The organism is Atlantibacter subterraneus (genome assembly GCF_007570865.1).
In the GTDB taxonomy this organism is placed as follows: domain Bacteria; phylum Pseudomonadota; class Gammaproteobacteria; order Enterobacterales; family Enterobacteriaceae; genus Atlantibacter; species Atlantibacter subterraneus.
On sequence record NZ_VLPS01000011.1, the window covers coordinates 91,095 to 115,808 of the forward strand.

The following is a 24,714-nucleotide window of genomic DNA, read 5'->3' on the forward strand; positions in this document are numbered from 1 at the left end:
GAGATTTCGCGCATAAAACAACGAAACCGTGGGAAAAGTGTGACGGGGGCTACGTCGTTGCGTCTCGGCGTGTATAATAAGCCGGTATACACTCTTCTTTTTTGCATACCGAATCGTTAAGACACCCATGGCTCAAGGCACGCTTTATATTGTTTCCGCTCCCAGCGGCGCGGGAAAATCCAGCCTTATTCAGGCTTTATTGAAAACGCAACCGCTGTACGACACGCAAGTTTCTGTTTCACATACCACCCGCAATCCACGTCCGGGTGAAGTACATGGTGAACACTACTTTTTTGTGAACCATGAAGAATTCAGAGCCATGATTGCCCGGGAAGCCTTTCTGGAGCATGCCGAAGTTTTCGGAAATTACTATGGCACCTCTCGTGAGACCATCGAGCAGGTCTTATCGACGGGCGTAAACGTGTTTCTGGATATCGACTGGCAAGGCGCGCAGCAAATTCGCCAGAAGATGCCCCAGGCGCGCAGCATTTTTATTCTGCCGCCGTCGAAGGATGAGCTGGACAGACGCCTGCGTGGCCGCGGTCAGGATAGCGAAGAGGTTATTGCAAAACGCATGGCTCAGGCCGTTGCTGAGATGAGCCATTACGCAGAGTACGATTATTTAATCATCAATGATGATTTCGATACGGCGCTGGCGGATTTAAAAACTATTCTGCGCGCCGAACGTCTGCGTATGAGCCGCCAGAAGCAGCGACATGACGCTTTAATCACCAAACTATTGGCAGACTGAAGATAGTTTCAGTATCATGCCCAGTCATTTCTTCATCTGTGGAGCTTTTTATATATGGCACGCGTAACTGTTCAGGACGCTGTAGAGAAAATTGGTAACCGTTTTGACCTGGTACTTGTCGCTGCGCGTCGCGCTCGTCAGATGCAGGTTGGCGGTAAAGATCCGCTGGTACCGGAAGAAAACGATAAGACGACCGTGATTGCACTGCGCGAAATCGAAGAAGGCCTGATCACCAATCAGATCCTTGATGTTCGCGATCGTCAGGAGCAGCAAGAGCAGGAAGCCGCCGAACTGCAGGCTGTGACCGCTATCGCTGAAGGCCGTCGTTAATTAACCTGTCGGGTCGCCCTTGTATCTGTTTGAAAGCCTGAATCAACTGATTCAACATTACCTGCCGCCAGACCAGATTAAGCGTCTGCAGCAGGCATACCTTGTTGCGCGTGATGCCCACGAGGGCCAGACACGTTCAAGCGGTGAACCCTATATCACCCATCCCGTCGCCGTCGCCTGCATTCTGGCCGAGATGAAACTCGACTACGAAACGCTAATGGCCGCGCTTCTGCATGATGTGATCGAAGATACCCCTGCGACTTACCAGGACATGGAGCAACTGTTTGGTAAAAGCGTTGCTGAACTGGTCGAAGGGGTGTCCAAGCTTGATAAGCTGAAGTTCCGCGATAAGAAAGAGGCGCAGGCCGAAAACTTTCGCAAGATGATTATGGCGATGGTGCAGGATATCCGCGTCATTCTCATCAAACTCGCTGACCGCACCCACAATATGCGCACGCTGGGCTCATTACGCCCGGATAAACGTCGCCGCATAGCCCGTGAAACCCTGGAAATCTATAGCCCGCTGGCCCACCGTCTTGGTATTCATCATTTGAAAACCGAGCTGGAAGAACTGGGTTTTGAGGCGCTCTATCCGAACCGTTATCGCGTGATTAAAGAAGTGGTGAAAGCCGCGCGCGGCAACCGTAAGGAGATGATCCAGAAAATCCTCGCGGAGATAGACGGACGGTTGCAGGAAGCGGGGATCCCCTGCCGCGTGAGCGGTCGCGAAAAGCACCTTTATTCTATTTACTGCAAAATGGTGCTGAAAGAGCAGCGTTTCCACTCCATCATGGATATCTACGCGTTCCGCGTGATCGTCCAGGATATGGACACCTGCTATCGCGTACTGGGCCAGATGCACAGCCTGTATAAACCGCGCCCGGGCCGCGTGAAAGATTACATTGCTATCCCTAAAGCGAACGGCTATCAGTCGCTCCATACCTCGATGATCGGCCCGCACGGCGTGCCGGTTGAAGTGCAAATTCGCACTGAAGATATGGATCAGATGGCGGAAATGGGGGTGGCGGCGCACTGGGCTTATAAAGAGCACGGTGAAAGCAGCACTACCGCGCAAATCCGCGCCCAGCGCTGGATGCAAAGCCTGCTGGAACTCCAGCAGAGCGCGGGCAGCTCGTTTGAATTTATCGAGAGCGTAAAATCCGATCTGTTCCCGGATGAGATTTACGTTTTCACTCCAGAAGGGCGCATTGTCGAACTGCCGGCTGGCGCGACGCCAGTGGATTTCGCCTATGCGGTGCATACCGATATCGGCCACGCCTGCGTCGGCGCACGCGTCGACCGTCAGCCCTATCCGCTGTCGCAGTCGCTGTCCAGCGGCCAGACCGTAGAAATCATTACCGCGCCGGGTGCTCGTCCAAACGCCGCCTGGCTAAACTTTGTGGTGAGCTCGAAAGCACGCGCCAAAATCCGCCAGATGTTGAAAAACCTCAAGCGCGACGATTCCGTCAGCCTGGGCCGCCGTCTGCTGAACCACGCGTTGGGTGGCAGTAAGAAACTGGCAGAAATCCCGCCGGAAAATATTCAACGCGAACTTGAGCGCATGAAGCTGGCGACGCTGGACGATCTGCTGGCAGAAATCGGTCTTGGCAATGCCATGAGCGTGGTTGTGGCTAAAAACCTGTTCCAGGGCGAGGCGTCATCCGCGCCGCATTCTGTTGCATCCGGTCACAGCACGCTGCCAATTAAAGGCGCGGACGGTGTTCTGATTACCTTCGCCAAGTGCTGCCGCCCTATTCCAGGCGACCCGATTGTCGCGCACGTCAGCCCGGGCAAAGGTCTGGTTATCCATCACGAATCCTGTCGTAATATCCGTGGCTATCAGAAAGAGCCTGAGAAATTCATGGCGGTGGAGTGGGATAAAGAGATTGAGCAGGAATTTATCACCGAAATTAAGGTTGATATGTTCAATCACCAGGGCGCGCTGGCGAATCTGACTGCAGCCATTAACACTGCCGGGTCTAATATTCAGAGCCTGAACACCGAAGAGAAAGACGGGCGCGTCTATAGCGCGTTTATCCGTCTGACGGCGCGCGACCGCATCCAGCTGGCGAATATCATGCGTAAAATTCGCGTCATGCCTGATGTGATTAAAGTCACCCGTAACCGAAACTAACCTTATGAATCCACAGCGTTATGCGCGTATCCGCGAGATGCTCGCCAGGCGCCAGCCTGACCTGACGGTCTGCATGGAGCAGGTCCATAAGCCCCATAACGTTTCGGCGATTATTCGGACCGCCGACGCCGTCGGCGTGCATGAAGTGCATGCCGTATGGCCAGGCAGCCGTATGAGTACCATGGCCTCCTCCGCAGCGGGCAGCAATAGCTGGGTTGACGTAAAAACCCATCGCACTATTCAGGACGCCGTCGGCCAGTTAAAAGGCCGCGGCATGCAAATCCTTGCCACGCACCTTTCTGATAAAGCCGTCGACTTCCGCGAAATCGACTATACCCGGCCGACCTGTATCCTGATGGGCCAGGAAAAAACCGGTATCACAAAACAGGCGCTGGAGCTGGCAGACCAGGACATCATTATTCCGATGATCGGGATGGTGCAATCCCTGAACGTATCGGTCGCCAGCGCGTTGATCCTCTATGAAGCACAGCGCCAGCGCCAGAACGCCGGGATGTACCAGCGAGAAAACAGCACGCTTGCCGATGAAGAACAGCAGCGGCTGCTGTTTGAAGGCGGTTATCCGGTGCTGGCAAAAGTCGCCAAACGCAAGGGGCTGCCTTATCCGCGCGTGAATGAGTTTGGCGAGATTGAAGCCGATGAGACATGGTGGGCTACCATGCAAGCCGGGAACGAACCCGCTCGTCGCGTTATCAAGGACCCTGCGTAAATGAAAGGCCGCTTGCTCGACGCCGTGCCGCTTAGCGCTCTGACGGGCGTTGGGGCAAGCCAGAGCAGCAAGCTGGCGAAGATCGGTTTGCATACCGTTCAGGACCTGCTGCTTCACCTCCCCCTGCGTTACGAAGATCGCACCCAGCTTTACCCTATCGGCGAACTGCTGCCGGGTATTTACGCCACGGTGGAAGGCGAAGTCCTGAACAGCAATATCACCTTCGGCGGACGTCGCATGATGACCTGCCAGATTAGCGACGGCACCGGCATCCTGACGATGCGTTTTTTCAACTTTAACGCCGCAATGAAAAACAGCCTGGCGACGGGCCGTCGCGTGCTGGCCTATGGGGAAGCTAAGCGCGGGAAATACGGCGCGGAAATGATCCACCCTGAGTATCGTATTCAGGGCGACCAGAGCACACCGGCATTACAGGAAACGCTTACTCCGGTTTATCCCACCACCGAAGGCATTAAGCAGGCGACGCTGCGCAAGCTCACCGACCAGGCGCTGGAACTGCTGGAAACCTGCGCTATCGCCGAGCTTCTGCCACCGGAACTCGCCCAGGGCATGATGAGCCTGCCGGAAGCGCTGCGCACGCTCCACCGCCCACCGCCCACGATGGAACTGGTCGAACTGGAAAGCGGTAAACATCCTGCCCAGCATCGTCTAATCCTGGAAGAATTACTGGCCCATAACCTGAGCATGCTGGCATTGCGGGCTGGCGCCCAGCGCTATCATGCGCAACCGCTTACCGCCAATGATTCGCTCAAGCAGCAACTGTTAGCTGCGCTGCCCTTCAGCCCAACTGGCGCGCAGCAGCGCGTGGTGGCGGAAATCGAACACGATATGGGGCTGGATTTCCCGATGATGCGGCTGGTACAGGGCGATGTCGGTTCAGGTAAAACTCTGGTGGCGGCGCTTGCCGCGTTACGCGCCATCGCTAACGGCAAACAGGTAGCGCTGATGGCTCCCACGGAGCTACTTGCCGAACAGCATGCCAGCAATTTCTCCGCCTGGTTTGAACCGCTGGGCATCCAGGTTGGCTGGCTGGCTGGCAAACAAAAAGGCAAAGCGCGGATTGCGCAACAGGACGCGATCGCCAGCGGCCAGGTGCAAATGGTGGTGGGCACCCATGCCATTTTCCAGGAGCACGTACAGTTTAACGGTCTCGCGCTGGTGATTATCGATGAGCAGCATCGCTTTGGCGTTCATCAACGATTAGCGTTGTGGGAAAAAGGCCAACAGCAGGGCTTCCATCCACACCAGTTGATTATGACCGCTACGCCGATCCCGAGAACCCTGGCGATGACGGCTTACGCCGATCTCGATACCTCGGTTATTGATGAGCTACCGCCCGGACGTACCCCGGTCACGACGGTCGCCATCGCCGATACGCGGCGCGCCGACATTATTGAGCGCGTGCGTAATGCCTGTATTAACGAAGGCCGCCAGGCTTACTGGGTCTGTACGCTGATTGAGGAGTCCGATCTTCTCGAAGCGCAAGCCGCAGAAGCCACCTGGGAAGAGCTCAAAATCGCTCTGCCGGAATTGCAGGTTGGCCTGGTGCATGGCCGGATGAAACCTCAGGAAAAGCAGAGCGTCATGAAGGCATTTAAACAGGGAGAGTTGCATCTGCTGGTCGCCACGACGGTGATTGAAGTCGGCGTTGATGTGCCCAATGCCAGCCTGATGATTATTGAAAACCCGGAACGTCTCGGCCTTGCGCAACTTCATCAGCTCAGGGGCCGTGTCGGACGTGGTGCGGTAGCCTCCCATTGTGTACTGCTCTATAAATCTCCGCTCTCTAAAACGGCACAGTTGCGCCTCCAGGTATTGCGCGACAGCAATGATGGCTTTGTGATTGCGCAAAAAGACCTGGAAATACGCGGCCCTGGCGAATTACTGGGTACCCGCCAGACCGGCAATGCGGAATTCAAAGTCGCCGATTTATTACGGGATCAGGCGCTGATCCCGGAAGTTCAGCGCATTGCACGCCATATTCACGATCGTTATCCACAGCAGGCAGCCGCATTAATTGAACGCTGGATGCCTGAAACAGAACGCTATTCCAACGCCTGAATTTCACCCCTTGTTAAACCCCGGCAGATGCGGTTAACGCCTGATTTGCTGCTGTTGCCGAGTGATTTATAAACTTATCCAAGCAAACGTTTGCTTTTACCAAACAGTCCGATAAAATTAGCGCCTTTCCACCCCACCCACCGTAATGGAATGATCGCTGATGTCCGTTAATGCCGTAGAGTCGCAAGATGCGCAACCGATTGCGCCGACTCAGAACAGTGAATTGATTTATCGTCTTGAAGATCGCCCACCGCTACCGCAAACCCTGTTCGCCGCTTGTCAGCATCTGCTGGCGATGTTTGTTGCGGTAATTACGCCCGCGCTGTTGATTTGCCAGGCGCTCGGCTTACCCGCACAGGACACGCAGCACATCATCAGCATGTCGTTGTTCGCCTCCGGCGTGGCGTCGCTGATCCAGATTAAAGCCTGGGGGCCAGTGGGCTCGGGTCTGCTGTCGATTCAGGGCACCAGCTTTAACTTCGTTTCGCCGCTGATCATGGGTGGCCTGGCGCTGAAAAATGGCGGCGCGGATATCCCGACCATGATGGCGGCGCTGTTCGGCACCCTGATGCTGGCCAGCTGCACCGAAATGCTGCTCTCCCGCGTTCTGCATCTGGCGCGCCGCATCATTACTCCGCTGGTCTCCGGCGTGGTGGTCATGATTATCGGCCTGTCGCTGATTCAGGTTGGCTTAACCTCTATCGGCGGCGGCTATGCCGCGATGAGCGATAAAACCTTCGGCGCACCGATGAATCTGTTCCTGGCAGGCGTGGTGCTGGCGGTGATTATTCTGCTTAACCGCCAGCGTAACCCGTATCTGCGCGTGGCCTCGCTGGTGATCGCCATGGCCGTCGGTTACGTCGTGGCCTGGGCATTAGACATGCTGCCGCAAAATACCGCACCGACCAACGATGCGCTGATTATGGTCCCGACGCCGCTCTATTACGGCCTGAGCATTGACTGGAACCTGCTGATCCCGCTGATGCTGATCTTTATGGTGACCTCGCTGGAAACCATCGGCGACATCACCGCCACCTCTGACGTTTCCGAGCAGCCCGTTTCTGGCCCACTGTACATGAAGCGCCTGAAAGGCGGCGTACTGGCGAATGGCCTGAACTCGTTTGTGTCCGCCGTATTTAACACCTTCCCGAACTCCTGCTTCGGCCAGAACAACGGCGTGATCCAGCTGACCGGCGTGGCCAGCCGCTATGTGGGCTTCGTGGTGGCGATGATGCTGATTGCGCTGGGCCTGTTCCCGGCGGTGAGCGGTTTTGTACAGCATATCCCCGAGCCGGTACTGGGCGGCGCAACCATTGTGATGTTCGGTACCATTGCGGCGTCCGGCGTGCGTATTGTGTCCCGCGAGCCGCTTAACCGCCGCGCGATCATGATTATTGCGCTGTCGTTAGCGGTAGGCATGGGCGTGTCCCAGCAGCCGCTGATCCTGCAATTCGCCCCGGACTGGCTGAAGAATCTGCTCTCCTCCGGCATTGCCGCAGGCGGCATCACGGCGATTATCCTGAATCTGATTTTCCCGCCGGAAAAAGCGTAATCCTCCACGGCGATAGCACCGGATTGCTATCGCCGCCTCACCTTTCGCTCTCCCTGCCTTGAGCAATCGCCATAAATCGTGCATAACTCCATCATTGGCTATTCATCGGATGGAAGACAATGAAATTTCTTGGAAAGCTCATCGTTGCGCTGCTTGTCGCCGTTCTGGTCGCGATTCTGGGGCTGTATATTTTGCTTCAGACCCGCTGGGGCGCGGGCTGGATCACCGACTGGGTGAACGCGCACAGCGATTACCACATTACGTTTGATGAGATGGATCACCGCTTTTCATCGCCATCACACGTGCAGCTGAAAAACGTCACCTTTGGGCGCAACGGACAGCCTGCCACGTTAGTGGCGCAAAGCGTGGATATCGGCCTGAGCAGCCGCCAGATCACCGATCCTTTCCATGTCGACGCCATTATTTTGCGCGAAGGCACGTTAAATATTTCCCCGGATACCGCCTCGATCCCCTTTCAGGCCGACCGTTTACAGCTGAGCGATATGGCATTCAACAGCCCGAACAGCGCCTGGAACCTGAGCGCACAGCGGGTCAATGGCGGCCTGACGCCGTGGCTGCCGGAAGCGGGACGCATTCTGGGCAGCAAAGCCAGAATCGAACTCAGCGCGGGTTCGCTGACCCTTAACGGCATCCCGGCCAGTAATGTACTGATTCAGGGTGACATCGATAACGATCAGGTAAATTTCACCACCCTCGGCGCGGATGTGGCGCGCGGTTCGCTCACCGGCAACGCGCGTCGTAATGCAGACGGCGGCTGGCAGGTGGATAACCTGCGCCTGAGCGATATCCGCCTGCAAAGCGACAAGAGTCTTGTCGATCTCCTGCGCCCCGTTACCAGCCTTCCATCGCTGAAGCTGGGCCGGGTAGACGTCACCGACGCGCGGCTACAGGGCCCGAACTGGGCGGTGACCGATCTGGATATGACGCTGCGGGACATCACCTTCAGCAATAACGACTGGCAGAGTGAAGAGGGCAAACTCTCTCTCAATGCCAGCGAGTTTATTTATGGCTCGCTGCATTTCTTCGACCCTATCGCTAACGCGAATTTATCCGGCAAGGGCGTGGAAATCAGCCAACTGACGTCCCGCTGGGAAGGCGGCATGATCCGCACTCGTGGCGAATGGACGCGCAGTGATAAAGGGTTAACCCTGGCCGATGTAGCGATTGCCGGGCTGGAATATACCCTGCCAGAAGACTGGAAAAAACAGTGGATGACGCCGCTGCCGGAATGGCTGAACCGCGTGACGGTGACCAAATTCTCCGCCAGCCGCAACCTGATTATTGATATCGACCCGACCTTCCCGTTCCAGTTAACGGCGCTGGATGGCTACGGTAATTTATTGCAGCTGGCGCGCAACCGCCAGTGGGGCATCTGGAGCGGCAACGCCACGCTGAACGCGGCAGCCGCCACCTTTAACCGCGTGGATGTTCGCAGGCCGTCCATCGCGCTGAGCGCTAACAGCAATAACATCACCATCAGCGAACTCAGCGCCTTTGCCGGAAAAGGGATGCTGGAAGCCACCGCCTCGATTACGCAGCAACCGGAGCGGCAAATCGCGTTAAGTCTGAATGGCCGGGCGGTACCGGCGAACGTGCTGGAAAACTGGGGATGGCCGCAGGTGCCGGTGCAGGGGGACGCCAATATGCGCCTTAGCGCACGGGGCCAGCTTAGTGCGGATCGGCCATTAAAACCCACGGTGAACGCGACGCTGACAATGACCGTTGCTAATGGCCAACAAATTCAACAGACCATGCAGGCGGGCGTCGTAAGCGGTGCGCCTGCGCCTTCCCCAACGCCTGAAGCGCCTGCCGCCACGGAGGAACCGCAGGCAAACCCCTTTCAGTAGCGCAGCGCCTTCACCGCCCAACGGCGGTGAAGGGCTTACTCTTCTTCGTTACCGCCCTCTTCCAGCGGTCCGAACGGTTTAGCGGGCAACACGATGTAAGTGCCTTCAAACACCGCGCCCAGCGTATCGTCGCCAATCAGTTCTACCTGCAACTGCACCCGCGCTTTACGCCCGCGCGCCAGCCGGTCCAGATCGCCGCTGAGCGAGCCCAGATCGGCAATCGCGCCGGGCCGCCCGGTGATCGGCGCGCTGTAGCGGATATGCGCATCGGCCAGAATAATGGTGCCGCCGAGATGGCGCTCGCGCAGCATCAGCCAAATCAATCCCCAGCCGGTTAGCGTGGCGAGAGAAAACAGGCTGCCGGCAAACAGCGTATGGTGCGGATTCTGGTTACCCGCCTCCGGCATGGTGGTAACAAACTTCTGCCCGGTATATTGCAGAATGCGCACGCCCATCTTCTCGCTGAGCGGAATATGCTGATACCAGGCTTGCTGCAACTGCCCGCACCAGTCGGCGCGATGCAAAATATCATCCAGCGGCACGATGGGTTTGATCATTAAAAAGTGGCGCAGCGGAGTGGTTTGCGGCGTGGTGATCTCGCCCTGATTGACAAAACCCAGCTTGGCGAAAAACTCGACGGCGTCCTCGCGGGCGCTACAGGTCACGCGCTTGACGCCTTCCTGACGGGCCACGGACTCCAGCGTCATCGCCACCAGCGTGCCGAGGCCTTTATCCTGCACGTTGGGGTCCACCGCCATAAAGCGGATGGAGGCTTCGTTATCGGCATTGATATACAGCCTGCCCACGGCCACCGGTTTGCCGCTTTCATCCACCACCATTTGGTGATGCGCCAGCGCATCCCAGGCGTCCCGCTCGGAGCCTTTCGGCTGATGCAGGGGTTTACGCAACATTTCCCAGCGAAACTGATAGTAGCTTTCCAGCTCTTCTTCCGTTTGGGGTACGCGAAGATGATACATAGATGGACTCTCTCTTGTTGCCAGGGACCGCGCCGTTAACGGGCTCATACTTGCAGCCAGAAAGTAACGGGGCCGTCGTTCACCAGGGACACCTGCATATCTGCGGCAAAGCGCCCGGTTTGTGTCTCTATGCCAGCCGTTCGACAACGCTCGACAAAATATTCGTACAATTCTTCCGCCAGCGCAGGTGCCGCGCCGTTGGAAAAGCTCGGGCGCATACCGCTATTGGTATCCGCCGCCAGGGTAAACTGCGACACCACCAGTACGCTGCCGCCCGCCTGCTGAACGTTCAGGTTCATCTTGCCGTTTTCATCGCTGAAGATGCGGTAGCCGAGCACCCGTTCGCACAGGCGGTTCGCTTTCTGAGGGTTGTCTTCCTTTTCGACACCTAATAACACCAAAAGTCCTGGGCCGATTTCGCCCGTCACGTCACCGTTAACGGCGACGCTGGCACGCGTGACGCGTTGAATTAATGCAATCATGGTTCTTCTTCGGATTCTTGTTCTGCGGCTAATTTTAGCGCCCGGTAGTCTCCGAGAGTGACAGTAATTTCCGCTCCAAGCAAGACGATACACCACGTCCAGTACACCCAAACGAACAAAATGGGGATCACCGCCAGTACGCCGTAGATCAGCTGATAGGAGGGGAACATGGTGATATACAGCGCAAAGCCTTTCTTACCCAGCTCGAAAAGCAGCGCCGCCACCAGCGAACCCACCAGTGCATCCCTGGCGGGCACGCGGGTAGTGGGCACGATGCTGTACAGCAGCCAGAACGACAGCCAGGAGAGCAGCAACGGGAAGATGCGCAAAACGTTGTCGATCAGTGAATCAAACCCGCTCACCCAGCGCAGCGACAGCAGATACGAGCTGATCGCCAGGCTGGCCCCCGCCAGTAACGGCCCGAGGGTTAAAATCATCCAGTAAACCGCAAACGAATAGATTTTTGGCCGTACTCGCTTGCTGCGCCAGATGGTATTGAGGGCGCTGTCCACGGCGTACATCAACAGCAACGCGGTGACGATCAGCCCGCAAGCGCCAACTGCGGTCATCTTGCTGGAGTTGGCGACGAACTGCTCGATATAGCGCTGAATAATGTCGCCCGTGGCGGGCATAAAGTTGGCGAAGATAAAGTGGCGCAGCTGAATGCTGACATCGGAAAACATCGGAAACGCGGCGAACAGCGCAAAAACCACCGCGACGAACGGCACCAGCGAGAGCAACGACACATAGGCCAGGTTGCCTGCCAGCGTGGTCATATTGTCCTGGTCGATTCGCTCCCACAGCAACTTACACCAGGCCCAGAACGGCGCGGTGTGTTTGGTTGCCTGATGACGAACACGTCTTAACATGGCTGCTTCGCAAAATAGTCCGGTAGCGTGGATTTATCGGTCACGTGAATGCTGACGATCCCCACGGCCTGCGCCCCTTTAATATTATCGGCGTTATCGTCGAAAAAGACCGCTTCACTGGCCGGGAATCCTTCCGCTTTGAGGACTTTTTGATAAATCGCCGGTTCGGGTTTGCGCGCGCCTAACTCCTGCGACAGATAGACGTGGTCGGCAGCGGCCTGCACTTCCGGGTAGCTGGTCGGCCAGAAAGTGGTGTGCAGACGATTGGTATTCGACAGCACCACCACGCGATGCCCCTGCTCACGCAGTTTCTGCATAATGTCGATGACTTCCGGGCGTAGCCCCACAAACACCGCCTGCCAGCCTGCGGCGAACTGCTGGTAACTCAACGATAATTCCATGGATTCGCACAATAATTTTGCGAATTCCTCGTCGCTGATTTCGCCGCGCTCATGCTTCTCAAACGGCTCGCCCATGGTGAAGCTTTGCTGAAGCGTCGCCAGCGGCACGCGGCTGTAATCACTCCATACGCCCAGCACGCGGTTAAAGTCGATATCGACGATGACGTTACCTAAATCAAAGATATAAAGCATGACACTCTCCTTTTTGGGCCATGGAGAGTTAACTGTAGCGGGAATCCACAGGGTTGAATAGTAATGGCATCAAAACGAAAACAAAGAAATCTCACCACGGTTACGCGGGATAACCGTGGTGACAATCACCTTAAAAATCAGCGTACAGACGCGGGCCGCGGTAGCCAATGCGCTGCGACAGGTCCAGCGCCGCATCGGCAATCATCTTGCCCAGCGCGGCGATTTTCTCCGGCTCGTGCTTAATTTTGGTGTACAGGCTGGCGACGCTGATCGCCGCATAGACTTTGCCCTGCAGGTTATACACCGGGGCCGCCAGGCAAAAGACTTCCGCGTTATGCTCACGATCGTCAATGGCGTACCCCTGCTGGCGCGCCTGGTTAAGGATGGCGAAAAACTTTGTCTCATCGGTACAGGTATATGGCGTGATCGGTTTTAACCCGCCGGTACGCGCCAGAATGGTTTTAACTTCCTCATCCGGCAGGGTGGCGAGGATCGCCTTGCCAAGCCCGGTGCAATACAACGGGTTGTTGGAGCCGATACGCGCCGAGGTGCGCACCGAATTTGGACTCTCGACTTTATCGAAGTAAACCAGCTCGTCGTTATTGAGCAGCGCCAGGAAGGCCGTTTCACCGGCCACCTCGGCAAGTTTTTCCAGCACCGAGTGCGCCACGTTCTGGAAGGGAGTCTGTTCGAGGTAACACGCGCCGGTCTGAAACAGCTTCACGCCCAGTTTGAACGATTTCTGTTTTTCGTTGGCCTGTTCCAGATAGCCTTTATCAAGCAGAGTGTAGAGGATATCAAAGGTGGTGCTCTTCGGGATGCCAAGCTGCTTGCTGATTTCAGTGATTGTGAGTTCATCTTTACTTGCCGCAACCAATTCCAGCATCTCTAACGCCCGGGCTACCGAGCGATTAATCTTTTCCGACACGGGCTTACCTCACTGTCATTATTATAGCGGGCAGTATAGCGAGGTAACGGAGGCGAAAACAGCCGCCAGACCGGGGCAACAGGCAATAAAAAAGCCACAACTTTGTGGCTTTTTCACAGCGGAGTCAGGCTTTTTTACCTTCATGGAAGGTCCGGATAAACGCCCTGGCCTGCTGGGTGATGGCTTCCCAGTCGCCACGCGCAATCCACTCTTTATTGGTCAGCGCGCTGCCCACGCCCACCGCGAATGCTCCCGCTTTGGCGAACTCACGGGTGTTTTCCAGCGTGATGCCGCCCACCGGGATCAGAGACAGGTTATCCAGCGGTCCCTGCACTTCTTTCATATAGTTGACGCCCAGGCTGTTGGCCGGGAACAGTTTCAGCAAATCCACGCCCAGACGGCAGGCCTGTAAGATTTCCGATGGCGTCATCACCGCCGGGATCATCAGGCGCTGCTTCTCATGCACCATGGTGACCACATCCGGGTTAAAGTCGGGCGACAGGACAAAATCTGCGCCCGCGTCGAGCACCAGCTGCGCCATCACCGGGTTGATTACCGTACCCGCGCCGACAAACATTTTGTCACTCATTTCCTGTTTCAGGGCGCTGATGCTTTCCAGATGGCGGGTAGAGTTACAGGTGACTTCAATTACCCGAATACCGCCGTCATGCAGCGCGCGGGCCAGCGGCAAAATCCCTTCGGGCGCGACGCCGCGTACAATGGCAATCATGCCGGTTTCTTCAATAGCGCGAATCACGCGATGTTTAATCATGGATAACCTCTTGGGGAAATATCAGGGAGTCGCCTCCCTGATTACATCAATCCTTTACGGTCACCGGCTCTCTGACGATGAACCAGTAACACAGCGCCGCACAGGCCGCGATAATCCCGCCGCTGGTGAATGCCAGGGCGTATGAACCCGTCACGTCGGCGATAAGCCCGGTGACCAGCGGTGATAACGAACCGGCAAAGTAGCCGCCGAAGTTCTGGATACTGCCTACCGAGGCCACCATTGAGGCAGGTGCCACATCGCCCGGCAATGCCCAACCGGTAGCGGACAGCGCGGACAGCAGCGCCATCGCGATAACCAGCAGCGTCAGGGTCGCGGCCAGGCTATCCACCATCGGAATGGCGATAACGGCGACGCCCGCTAACAGCGCGGAAATACTGATGGTGACGCGCTTGGCTTTTAACGACTCTTTGATAATGCTTTTGTCCACCAGCCATTTCGATACGTAGCCGCCGACAATCGCGCCGACAATACCGCCGAAATAAGGAATACTGGCGTAGATACCTAATTCTTTAAACTGGATATTCTGGGTCTTCATCAAATAGAGCGGCAGGAAGGTGGTGAAAATATTCATCATCCACACATAACAGAACCAGCCTAAAATCATTCCCCAGATGCAGCGATATTTAAATAAACCACCCCAGCTAATTTTTTCCGCTTCGCCAGTTAATTTCTCCGCAGTACCGCCGCCGCCTTCTTTAATATAGTCCAGCTCTTCTTTGGTAATGGTCGGGTGTTTTTCCGGTTGATGGTAAGCAAAGATAAAGAACACCACGAACACTAAACCAATCGCCCCGGCGATGTAGAACAGCGAACGCCAGCCGAAGGGGACGATAATCGCCACCAGGATCGGCGGAGCAATGGCCGGGCCCCATTTAGAAGCCGCATCCCAGAAACCGGTTGCCAGCGCGCGCTCGCTTTTCGGGAACCAGGAGGCGGTGATCTTGGCCGCGCCTGGCCAGCACGGGGCTTCCGTTACGCCGAGGATGCCGCGGGCAAAAATCAGCGTCATCATGTTGCTGCACGCGCCGGTCAGCATGGTCGCGCCGCTCCACAGCGCCACCGCCCAGCCGTAAACCTTCTTCGGTCCAAAGCGGTCAACCAGGAAACCCGCAGGCAACTGGCACAGGGCGTAAATCAGCGCAAATACCGATCCTAATAAACCGATATCCGTATTCGATAAATTAAGATCTTTCATCATGTCCGGCGCAGCGATGGATAAGCTGGCGCGGTCGAGGTAGTTAATAATACCGCCAATCAATAACAGGAAAACAACGAACCAGCGCTTATTTCCCCGTTTTTTAGTTACTGCTCTTTCATTAACGATGGTGTTCATAAAGCAGACCTTTTAATTATGTGTAGGGTACAGAGTACGGAATTAAATAATCTGTCGACGGCGCGCCATGGCAAATAATCCAGCACTGGAGAGGGAACGGCTGGACGGCGCGACGGTGATTTTCCCGGTAAACCACGGATCGTTATCAATTAAGGTAGCGAAGGCGAATTTAAGGGTATCTTTACCGCATACCACGACGTGCGTATCCGGCGTGACGGTAAAGGCTTCGCTGTTTTTAACCGCCTGCAAATCATCCTGTAATACCGCGCCGAGCAGCACGTTGGCTTTCTGGTTCAGCGTTAAGTCGCTGAACATATCCAGCACGCGAACCGAGAAACAGGTGCGCGACAAGCCGGTTTGCAGACACTGATTCGCGCCCTGCAACAGCGCCGGGGCTTCAATTTCCTGGGCGAATTGCAGGTTGAGCGAACTGGCAAGAATGGTGTGGCGGGTAATCACATCCAGCAGTTCCCCGCCGATGGTGGTCACGCAGCCTTCAATACGGTTATCGGCATCAATTTTAACGAATTTGGAATGTGAACCCGGCAGGATAATCAGCGCCGGGCCGCTAATGCCCAGGCTTGCCAGTACGCCAATCGCCTCGGTTTCTTCGCCGCGCATCATGTCCATTTGCTCGGCATTTTCCAGGGTGACGGCGGATTTGTGGTTACGAATGCCCGGCACGAACCAGATTGGCTCGTCGGTAATCGCCGGTAGATTCGCGCAGACCATGCCTTTCGCCAGCTCATTCAGCCCGGCGGGGGCCAGCAGGTGCGGGATTTCGCATAGGCCGACGTTGGAGGTGATCATCCCCGCAGAGAGATAAACTACTTTTTCCCCTGCCGGAATATTCGCCTGGCTACGCGCGTCGTTAACGGCGTCGCTGACGCCTTTCATTAATGTCTCGGTGCTGCCGGAAATCGCGGTATCCCGCACGCCCACCGGGCGGGCGGCTTCAGCGAGCAGACGCTCGTCCTGCCAGGCGCACACGCGGGTATTGGTGGTGCCGGTATCGATGGTAATGATGTACATATCTTTCTCGCTCTTCTTATCACTGTAGGGTGCGAAGAATATTGGCAATGGCGCTGGCACCGGTAATGGCCAGCATATCTATTTGCTCTTCGTCGGAAATAATGCGTAACGGGTTATCAATATTTAATTGCTGCTGGATCACATGCTGATAAATTTCACAGCGCTTCGCGTTGCCGATTAAGAAAATATCGCCGTCGAAATTAAATCCCTGCCCCCGGGCGTCGGCGAATAATTTGATATCGTCCCCCGCCATGGCGCTATCAAGAAATAATTTGCGCTGAGCAGCGGTAGTCGGGAAAGAGAATTGCAAAAAGCGCGTCATGAGTATGGTGCGCAGTAATCCACTTTCAGCGACTGAACGGCAGGCCGCATTAATGATGGCCGGATCGATTTGCTCATCCGCATCTTCCTCCGTCGTTGCCACGCTGGAAGAGACAAAGGTGTGTTTCAGGATTGCGGCATAGACCTGGCCGCTGAGTGACGTAATGCTGCCAGCGATTTGCCCCTGCTCATTAATTGAAATCAGCTTGGTGGTAGAGCCTAATTCAATCAGCGTGCAGGGTAACCGCGGCTGATAGCCGAGCAGTACGCCCGCCGCCTGGGTTTCTTCACCGCGCATTAAATCGATACCGCGCAGGTTTTCCCAGGATGGCGTGGTCTGGTTTTTAATCCCGGGGATCAGCATCACCGGGATATCCAGCGCCAGCAGTTGGTTTTCCGCGAACGGCACCGTGTGACGTGCCAGCTCTTCAATACTGGCCGGGGCAACGCGGTGAGGAATTTCATGCAGGCCCAGGTTTGAGGTGATCATTCCAGAGGCGATAATAAATTGAATATCCTGTTGAGACTTCCCGTTTCTCGCCAGTAATTGTTTTACGCCTTCCGCCATGGCCTGACGTAAAATTTCATTACTGCCGTGGGTAATAGTGGAATTTACCCCTTCGGTAATCATCTCTTTATCGACAATGCCGGTGCCTGCAAATTCCAGCAAATAAATACGCGTTGCTGACGATCCTGAATCAATAACAACAAACATATTCACTCCTTTTTAAAATTCCGTTCGCGGTTCGCCGGGTTAATTACAGGCTGCGCTGCAAAATATCGCGCAAGGTCTGGGTATCCGGCACGCGCGGGTTATTTTCCATCACCACTTTCATGGTGGTCTGCACGTTATTGATGATCCAGTCGAAGTGCTCTTCCTTGACGCCCAGCTCGGTCAGCGATGGCAGCATATTCACGGATTTCAGGAAGTCAGTGACCGCTTTGACGCTGCTGTACGCCGCTTCTTCGGTGTTCATATCACGGGTATCCACTCCCATTGCCGCCGCGATAGCAGCAAATTTTTCCGGCGCGGCCGACCAGGTGTATTCCATAAAGGCCGGATACACGGCAGCAATTCCTTCGGCGTGAACCACATCCAGCAGGCCGCCCATCGGGTGCTGTAACGCGTGCGGCAACGTGGTGCCCGCGCAGTCAATCGCCATACCGGCCAGGGTGCTGGCAAAGGTTACCTGTTCCCATGCCGCCAGATCGGTCACGTCGGCATAAACGCGCGGCAGGTTTTTCGCCAGCAGCGTGATGGCGCGAAGGGACAGCATTTCGCTGAACGGATGCGCATTGCGGGAAATATAGGATTCCAGCGCGTGGAACAGCACGTCCGCGCCCGGTCCGGCAATCACGCGTTTCGGCAGAGTGAGCATCAATTCCGGATCGACGATGGACGCCACCGGGTAAATCAGCGGGTTAACCAGGCCTTTTTTGTCGTGGGTTTCCGGGTTAGTGAATACCGCGGTGCGGTTAGCTTCACTGCCCGTACCTGCGGTAGTCGGCACCAGGATAATCGGCAGGGCATGCTGCGCCTGTTTTTTACCGAATACATAATCCCAGATGCTGCCTTCGTTCAGCGCGCAAAACGCGATGCCTTTCGCCATATCCATGGCGCTGCCGCCGCCAATGCCGATCACCAGATCGCAGTTTTCCTGCCGGGCCAGGCTCGCGCCCGCTTCAACCAGGGTGGACAGCGGGTTCTGCATAAACTCGTCATACACCGCGTAGGTCATACCTGCGGCAGTTAACGCTTCCTGAGCGCGCGCCAGTTGCCCGGTAGGCTTGGTGCTGTCAGAGACCACCAGCAGCGCTTTTTTACCGTACTGCTGGGCAACGTTGCCGAGCTGGCCAAATTTGCCAGGACCAACGTGCAGCTTTACCGGGTTATTGAAAATGAAATCGGCCATTATTTATTCCTTTTGTTCGTATATACGGACCATGTTCGGATATGTGATTATTATGGGGCGCTTTTTGTTCGAGACACAACCTGTTTTGTCTGAACAATGAGCGGAATCACATTTTTTTCTGTAATGCGGACGTTCAGTGGCGTTTTAGGAATAGGCCATAAGTTTAGCGGCGTGAGGGTAGAAGGCAGGCGTTATCACGGCTTAACGCCTGTTTATTGGCTGGGAAGTTTAAAGATTGGCATTCTCGGCCAGCGAAGCGGGCGTAACCTCAATAATTTCCACCTGATGAGTGTGAGCCAGTTGGTTCATCGCCACAGGCGGCGTCTCATCGGTAAACAGCGCCGACGCCTGGCTGAGATTACCGATGCTGACGGCAGCTGACGCATGGTATTTGGTGTGATCGGCTGCCAGAAGGATATGGCGCGCATGGGCCATCATTCCTTTTGCCACGCTGGCTTCGTTTACATCAAACTCCAGCAGCGTGCCATCGGCATCAATGGCCCCGACGCTGGTGATCAAATAATCCGCGCGGAATTCAGACACAAACGCCACCGCATGCGGGCCAATAATCCCACCGTTATGCGCGCGGATTGAGCCACCCGGCATCATTACCTCAAAACGCGGATTTTTATACAAAATATGCGCTACGCGCAGGCTGTTGGTGATAATACGCAGGTGATTATGATTCAACAGCGCGCGCGCCACATGCTCCACCGTGGTGCCAATGGTAATAAAAATGGTCGAGCCGTCGGGAATGTAGTCGGCGATAGCTTCCGCTATCGCCCGCTTTTCATCCGTCAGAGAGACCTCGCGCTGTTCAAACGCCGTATTGACCACGCTGGATGCCCGCCCTGCGCCGCCGTGATGGCGCGTGATTAATCCCTGATCGCTCAGTTTACGGATATCGCGACGCACCGTTTGCGTTGATACATCCAGCAGTTGCGCCAGTTCATCAATGTTCATATAACCGCGATCGGCAATCAGCGTTAATAACTGATCGTGACGCGGGTTACCGGTTAGCTCAGTCAGGCTCATAGGTTGTCCCTGGAAAAACATCTCGCCCCGCATTTTATACATAAAGTGACAGAAAAGAGCGGGTTTGATCACAGTCAGGGATCCCGGCGCGGCCACCAGGGCGGGTACATTTCAGTGCCGCTACTGCGCTGGCGAAGCGGATCGCCTCTGCGGTTTCGGTTTTTTGCGCCAGGCTTACCGCCAGTGCGCCGTGGAACACATCCCCTGCGCCGGTGGTATCGATAACATCGACATGAAAAGCAGGTAAGTGGCGCAGCCGTGAATTTTCCAGCCACAAACAGCCCTGCGCCCCCTGAGTAACATACACATGACCATTTGTGAGCGTTTTTGCTTGTTTTAGTGCAGCTGGCGCATCCGTAACACCGGTGAGACGCACTAAGCCGGGCGCAGAAAACGCGGCATGATCGCTCAGCGCGACCAGTTCAGCAATATCCTGTGGAGTGACGTCGGCATCAAGTACCGTGGTGACGCCGTTGGCGCGCGCCAGGGTAAACGCCTGTTTTGCTCCGTGATGCCAGCGGACATCCGCCAGTACTGCGTCCCACTGGCTAAAATCGATATCGGCCATCCAGTCTGCGCAAGCGGGTAAATCGGGGCTGGGATAGTTGGCGATAATCCGTTCCCCCGCCGCATCCACCAGCACGGCGGACTGCGACGAACGCGCGCCTTTCACGATCCGCGTATACCGCGTATTGACACCATACGCCTGTAATTCCGCCAGTAAACGGTTGCCCGTGTCGTCATCCCCGACCCGGCCAATAAAGTCGACTTCAGCGCCCAGTTTTGCCGCCGCAACGGCAGCCGTGGCAGCTGGCCCACCGCCAACTTCTTTATAGTCTCCCGCCACATACTTCCCACCTTCTTTCGGTAAATCATTGAGATACCAGATACGGTCCAGCACGGCGATCCCCACACAAGCAATACGAGTCATGGTCATTCCTTTCGCGTTTTTTGATGACGCTATTTTAATTTCACGAATTGTTTAAAAAGTGACGGCTGTCAATTTTTTGACCATAAATTACAAATACGATCAATTTAAAGACATAAATGCTCAGTAAATGACAAAATAAGACAGGAGAGAACCATGTCAGTCATAGGATTTATCGGGCTGGGACAGATGGGCGCGCCAATGGCAAGCAATCTGTTACGGCAGGGCCACCAGCTCAGGGTATTCGATATCAATCAGGACGCCGTACAAGCCCTGGCGGCTCAGGGCGCACAAGCCGCAATGACGCCAGCCCATGCGGCTGAAGGCGCGGAATTTGTGATCACCATGCTGCCCAACGGCGATCTGGTACGCGCGGTACTGTTTGGCGAGCATGGCATTTGCGAAAGCCTGGCAAAGAATGCGCTGGTGATTGATATGTCCACTATCCATCCACTGCAAACCGACAGGTTGATTAGCGATATGGCAGAACGCGGCTTCAGCATGATGGATGTTCCCGTTGGACGCACCTCCGATCACGCCGTTGCCGGGATGCTGCTGCTACTGGCAGGCGGCACGGCGCAGCAGGTTGAACGCGCCAGGCCGGTACTCATGGCAATGGGTAACGAGCTGATTAACGCAGGCGGCCCGGGCATGGGTATCCGCGTCAAACTGATCAACAACTATATGAGCATCGCGCTCAATGCGCTCTCTGCCGAAGCCGCTGTGCTGTGCGAAGCGCTGGGTCTCTCTTTCGATATCGCCTTGCAAGTCATGAACGGTACGCCAGCCGGTAAAGGCCATTTCACGACGTCCTGGCCAAACAAAGTGCTGAAAGGGGATCTTTCTCCGGCCTTCATGATCGACCTCGCCCATAAGGATCTGGGCATTGCGCTGGATGTGGCCAATCAACTGCATGTTCCGATGCCGCTCGGCGCGGCGTCGCGCGAGGTTTACAACCAGGCGCGCGCCGCCGGGCGTGGGCGCCAGGACTGGACCGCCATTTTAGAGCAGGTGCGCGCCAGCGCCGGCCTTTCTCACTGACGTTAACGTTTCAATAAGGAATCACTATGAGTCACTACACCCTTAAGGATATCGCCCGACCTTCCGGCGGCTTCGCCATGCTGGCGGTCGACCAGCGTGAAGCAATGCGCTTAATGTTCGCCGCTGCGGGTGCCTCGCTTCCTGTGGCCGACAGCGTATTAACAGATTTTAAAGTTAACGCAGCCAAAATCCTGTCCCCCTGGGCATCGGCGATCCTGGTCGATCAGCAGTTTTGCTATCGCCAGATTGTGGAGCAAAAGGCGGTTGCTAAAAACTGCGCGACGATCGTCGCGGCAGATGCGTTTATCCCGGGCAACGGTATTCCGGTTGATAGCGTGATCATCGATCAGCATGTCGATCCGCAAGCGGTGAAACGTGACGGTGCAAAAGCGCTGAAACTGCTGGTGCTGTGGCGCAGCGACGAAGATCCGCAGCAGCGTCTGGAAATGGTGAAAACCTTTAATCAGCGCTGCCATGCCGAGGGTTTGCTGAGCATTATCGAGCCGGTAGTGCGCCCTCCCCGCCGCGGCGACAGCTTCAACCGCGAGCAGGCGATTATCGATGCCGCAAAAGAGCTGGGCGACTGCGGTGCCGATCTCTACAAAGTGGAAATGCCGCTGTTCGGCAAAGGTTCGCAGCAGGCCCTGCTGAGCGCATCTCAGCGACTTCATGACTGTATCAATATGCCCTGGGTCATTCTCTCTTCCGGGGTGGATGAAAAACTGTTCCCACGCGCGGTCAGAACGGCCATGGAGGCTGGCGCATCCGGTTTTCTGGCAGGCCGCGCCGTCTGGTCGTCCGTGGTCGGCTTGCCGGACAGTGAATTGATGTTCCGGGACGTCTGCGCGCCGAAACTGCAACGCCTGGGCGAGATTGTTGACGAAATGATGGCGAAACGCTGAGAAAAGGACAGAGCAATGAAATGGTTTAACACCCTGAGCCACAACCGCTGGCTGGAACAAGAAACTGACCGCATTTTCGATTTTGGCAAAAACGCTGCCGTACCGACCGGCTTCGGCTGGCTGGGCAATAACGGCCAGGTGAAACCCGATATGGGCACGCATCTGTGGATCACCGCCCGTATGCTGCACGTCTACTCCGTTGCCGCCTCAATGGGCCGCCCTGGCGCGTATCCGCTGGTTGAACATGGCATCAATGCGCTCAATGGCGCGCTGCGCGATAAGCAGCATGGCGGGTGGTATGCCTGCGTTAATGACAACGGCGTGGTCGACGCGTCCAAACAGGGCTACCAGCATTTCTTCGTGCTATTGGGAGCCGCCAGCGCGGTGACCACCGGCCATCCTGCGGCGCGCCCATTACTGGATGACGCTATCGAGGTGATCGAGAAATATTTCTGGAGCGAAAAGGAGCAAATGTGCCTTGAGTCCTGGGATGAGGCTTTCACCGAGACGGAAAATTACCGTGGCGGCAACGCCAATATGCACGCCGTGGAAGCGTTTCTTATCGTCTATGACGTAACCCACGATCGCAAATGGCTTGACCGCGCGCTACGGGTGGCCTCGGTGATTATTCATGACGTGGCGCGTAAGGGTGACTATCGCGTTAATGAACACTTTGACGCTAACTGGAACCCGATCCGCGACTACAACAAAGAAAACCCGGCTCACCGCTTCCGTGCCTACGGCGGCACGCCTGGTCACTGGATCGAATGGGGCCGTTTAATGTTGCATCTGCGCGCCGCGCTGGAAGCGCGCTTTGAAACCCCGCCGGAGTGGCTGCTGGAAGACGCCAAAGGGCTGTTCCACGCCACCATCCGTGACGCCTGGGCTCCCGATGGCGCGGATGGCATCGTGTATACCGTCGACTGGGACGGCAAGCCTATTGTTCGCGAACGGGTACGCTGGCCGATTGTTGAAGCGATGGGCACCGCCTATGCGCTGTACACCGTAACCGGTGATGCGCAGTACGAAACCTGGTACCAGACATGGTGGGACTACTGCATCAAATACCTGATGGACTACGAAAATGGGTCATGGTGGCAGGAACTGGATACCAATAACCAGGTGACCACCAAAGTCTGGGACGGCAAGCAGGATATTTACCATCTGCTGCATTGCCTGGTGATCCCTCGTCTGCCGCTTGCCCCGGGGCTGGCTCCCGCCGTCGCCGCCGGTTTGCTGGATGTGAACGCAAAATAGCTCGGCCACGTGATTGAGGGAAGCCATCATGCAAAAAAGCGGCAAAACGCTGGTACTGAACGCCGGCGAGTATCAGGCAAAGATCGTAACCGTCGGCGCGGGGATTGCTGAACTAACGCGCCGGGGGCGTCACCTGGTGATCCCCCACCATCCGGACGACATGCCGTTAGCGCATTTAGGGAAAGTGCTGGTTCCCTGGCCTAACCGCATCGCCAACGGCTGCTACCGGTACGACGGCGTGGAATACCAGCTGGCGATTAACGATCGCGCGTCACAATCCGCTATCCACGGCCTGCTGGCCTGGCGCGACTGGCAAATTTGTGACTGCTCGGAAACCGCCGTCACGCTGAGCGTATTTTTACCGCCGCATTATGGCTACCCCTTCATGCTGATGACGGAAATCCGCTACCAGCTGGACGCAGAGACCGGACTATCCGCCTGCATCACAACCACCAATCCCGGGGATACCGCTGCGCCTTACGGCGCAGGGGTACATCCCTACTTAACCTGCAACCTGGCAAGCACCGATAGCTGTGAGTTAACGCTTCCGCTAACGGCTGACGTGCCGCCAGCACTGGATTACCGGAAATCTCGAAAAATCGGCCCTGCGCAAATCGATCACACCTTCAAAACCACGGGTGCCGAATGGGAAGTCCGGCTGGTCAGCCAACAACAGCGGTTGGCCGTCTGGCTACGTTCCGCTCAACCGTGGCTGCAAATCTATACCGCCGACAAGTTAAACCGTAAAGGGCTGGCTGCTGAACCCATGAGCTGCCCGCCGGATGCGTTTAATTCCGGCCTGGACGTGGTTTTGCTGGCACCGGGAGAGTCGCACCGGTTCAGCTTCACCCTTGGCGGCGAATAAC

General features: G+C 56.1%; 23 protein-coding genes. 11 read left to right on the plus strand and 12 right to left on the minus strand.

Annotated elements, in window-relative coordinates; genetic code table 11:
* The first annotated feature begins 127 nt into the window (after window positions 1-127).
* The 7 genes from gmk to FND52_RS20660 all read left to right on the plus strand — a co-directional run bounded on the left by gmk (window position 128) and on the right by FND52_RS20660 (window position 9,444).
* On the plus strand, window positions 128-751 hold the full coding sequence (gene gmk, locus FND52_RS20630) for a guanylate kinase (protein WP_125295016.1): 624 nt from the start codon (window positions 128-130) through the stop codon (window positions 749-751).
* A gap of 54 nt (window positions 752-805) precedes the next feature.
* Entirely contained in the window at window positions 806-1,081 is a 276-nt protein-coding gene (gene rpoZ, locus FND52_RS20635; protein ID WP_002436668.1) for a DNA-directed RNA polymerase subunit omega, read from the plus strand.
* Window positions 1,082-1,100: 19 nt separating this feature from the next.
* Window positions 1,101-3,215 carry a bifunctional GTP diphosphokinase/guanosine-3',5'-bis pyrophosphate 3'-pyrophosphohydrolase gene (gene spoT, locus FND52_RS20640; RefSeq protein ID WP_125295017.1) on the plus strand — a complete coding sequence of 705 codons (2,115 nt, stop codon included), beginning with the start codon at window positions 1,101-1,103 and terminating at the stop codon, window positions 3,213-3,215.
* Between the two features lie 4 nt (window positions 3,216-3,219).
* A complete protein-coding gene (gene trmH / locus FND52_RS20645; RefSeq protein WP_144133028.1) occupies window positions 3,220-3,942 on the plus strand; it encodes a tRNA (guanosine(18)-2'-O)-methyltransferase TrmH in 723 nt (240 codons plus the stop codon).
* Window positions 3,943-6,024 carry an ATP-dependent DNA helicase RecG gene (recG, locus tag FND52_RS20650; RefSeq protein WP_144133029.1) on the plus strand — a complete coding sequence of 694 codons (2,082 nt, stop codon included), beginning with the start codon at window positions 3,943-3,945 and terminating at the stop codon, window positions 6,022-6,024.
* Window positions 6,025-6,184: 160 nt separating this feature from the next.
* Window positions 6,185-7,576 carry a nucleobase:cation symporter-2 family protein gene (locus FND52_RS20655; protein WP_144133031.1) on the plus strand — a complete coding sequence of 464 codons (1,392 nt, stop codon included), beginning with the start codon at window positions 6,185-6,187 and terminating at the stop codon, window positions 7,574-7,576.
* A gap of 119 nt (window positions 7,577-7,695) precedes the next feature.
* Window positions 7,696-9,444: an AsmA family protein gene (locus FND52_RS20660; RefSeq protein ID WP_144133033.1), complete on the plus strand. Its 1,749-nt coding sequence runs from the start codon at window positions 7,696-7,698 to the stop codon at window positions 9,442-9,444.
* Window positions 9,445-9,479: 35 nt separating this feature from the next.
* On the opposite strand, the gene fabY is transcribed toward FND52_RS20660, so the two are convergent.
* From fabY to FND52_RS20720, 12 genes are all read right to left on the minus strand, one after another.
* The gene (gene fabY / locus FND52_RS20665) at window positions 9,480-10,421 is read right to left on the minus strand and encodes a fatty acid biosynthesis protein FabY (RefSeq protein ID WP_161659533.1); all 942 of its coding nucleotides are present in this window, start codon (window positions 10,419-10,421) and stop codon (window positions 9,480-9,482) included.
* A 44-nt stretch (window positions 10,422-10,465) separates the two neighbouring features.
* A complete protein-coding gene (gene dtd / locus FND52_RS20670) occupies window positions 10,466-10,903 on the minus strand; it encodes a D-aminoacyl-tRNA deacylase (RefSeq protein WP_144133035.1) in 438 nt (145 codons plus the stop codon).
* Window positions 10,900-11,772, minus strand: a complete 873-nt coding sequence (locus tag FND52_RS20675; protein WP_125295024.1) for a virulence factor BrkB family protein — start codon at window positions 11,770-11,772, stop codon at window positions 10,900-10,902. The genes dtd and FND52_RS20675 overlap by 4 nt, the downstream gene beginning before the upstream one ends.
* The gene (gene yihX, locus FND52_RS20680) at window positions 11,766-12,365 is read right to left on the minus strand and encodes a glucose-1-phosphatase (RefSeq protein WP_144133038.1); all 600 of its coding nucleotides are present in this window, start codon (window positions 12,363-12,365) and stop codon (window positions 11,766-11,768) included. The genes FND52_RS20675 and yihX overlap by 7 nt, the downstream gene beginning before the upstream one ends.
* A 130-nt stretch (window positions 12,366-12,495) precedes the next feature.
* Window positions 12,496-13,293, minus strand: a complete 798-nt coding sequence (locus FND52_RS20685) for an IclR family transcriptional regulator (protein WP_125295026.1) — start codon at window positions 13,291-13,293, stop codon at window positions 12,496-12,498.
* Window positions 13,294-13,417: 124 nt separating this feature from the next.
* Window positions 13,418-14,065, minus strand: coding sequence for a bifunctional 4-hydroxy-2-oxoglutarate aldolase/2-dehydro-3-deoxy-phosphogluconate aldolase (locus tag FND52_RS20690; RefSeq protein WP_125295027.1), 648 nt, complete (start codon window positions 14,063-14,065; stop codon window positions 13,418-13,420).
* Window positions 14,066-14,111: 46 nt separating this feature from the next.
* The gene (locus tag FND52_RS20695; protein WP_125295028.1) at window positions 14,112-15,419 is read right to left on the minus strand and encodes an MFS transporter; all 1,308 of its coding nucleotides are present in this window, start codon (window positions 15,417-15,419) and stop codon (window positions 14,112-14,114) included.
* Between the two features lie 42 nt (window positions 15,420-15,461).
* Window positions 15,462-16,451, minus strand: a complete 990-nt coding sequence (locus FND52_RS20700) for a 2-dehydro-3-deoxygalactonokinase (protein ID WP_125295029.1) — start codon at window positions 16,449-16,451, stop codon at window positions 15,462-15,464.
* Between the two features lie 19 nt (window positions 16,452-16,470).
* Window positions 16,471-17,487: a 2-dehydro-3-deoxygalactonokinase gene (locus FND52_RS20705; protein ID WP_144133040.1), complete on the minus strand. Its 1,017-nt coding sequence runs from the start codon at window positions 17,485-17,487 to the stop codon at window positions 16,471-16,473.
* A gap of 43 nt (window positions 17,488-17,530) precedes the next feature.
* Complete coding sequence (locus FND52_RS20710; protein WP_144133042.1) at window positions 17,531-18,685, minus strand: iron-containing alcohol dehydrogenase; 1,155 nt, start codon at window positions 18,683-18,685, stop codon at window positions 17,531-17,533.
* A 228-nt stretch (window positions 18,686-18,913) separates the two neighbouring features.
* Window positions 18,914-19,720 (minus strand): DeoR/GlpR family DNA-binding transcription regulator, encoded by an 807-nt coding sequence (locus tag FND52_RS20715; protein WP_125295032.1) that lies wholly within the window; start codon window positions 19,718-19,720, stop codon window positions 18,914-18,916.
* 34 nt (window positions 19,721-19,754) lie between these two features.
* A complete protein-coding gene (locus tag FND52_RS20720) occupies window positions 19,755-20,651 on the minus strand; it encodes a sugar kinase (protein WP_144133044.1) in 897 nt (298 codons plus the stop codon).
* A gap of 153 nt (window positions 20,652-20,804) precedes the next feature.
* Here FND52_RS20720 and yihU point away from each other — a divergent pair, with 153 nt between their 5' ends.
* From yihU to FND52_RS20740, 4 genes are read left to right on the plus strand one after another with little or no spacing between them, the layout of a single operon-like run.
* The gene (gene yihU / locus FND52_RS20725; RefSeq protein ID WP_144133046.1) at window positions 20,805-21,689 is read left to right on the plus strand and encodes a sulfolactaldehyde 3-reductase; all 885 of its coding nucleotides are present in this window, start codon (window positions 20,805-20,807) and stop codon (window positions 21,687-21,689) included.
* Window positions 21,690-21,715: 26 nt separating this feature from the next.
* Window positions 21,716-22,591, plus strand: a complete 876-nt coding sequence (gene yihT / locus FND52_RS20730; protein WP_125295035.1) for a sulfofructosephosphate aldolase — start codon at window positions 21,716-21,718, stop codon at window positions 22,589-22,591.
* Window positions 22,592-22,606: 15 nt separating this feature from the next.
* On the plus strand, window positions 22,607-23,848 hold the full coding sequence (gene yihS, locus FND52_RS20735) for a sulfoquinovose isomerase (RefSeq protein WP_125295036.1): 1,242 nt from the start codon (window positions 22,607-22,609) through the stop codon (window positions 23,846-23,848).
* 28 nt (window positions 23,849-23,876) lie between these two features.
* Entirely contained in the window at window positions 23,877-24,713 is an 837-nt protein-coding gene (locus FND52_RS20740; protein WP_144133048.1) for an aldose-1-epimerase, read from the plus strand.
* The last annotated feature ends 1 nt before the right edge of the window (window position 24,714 follow it).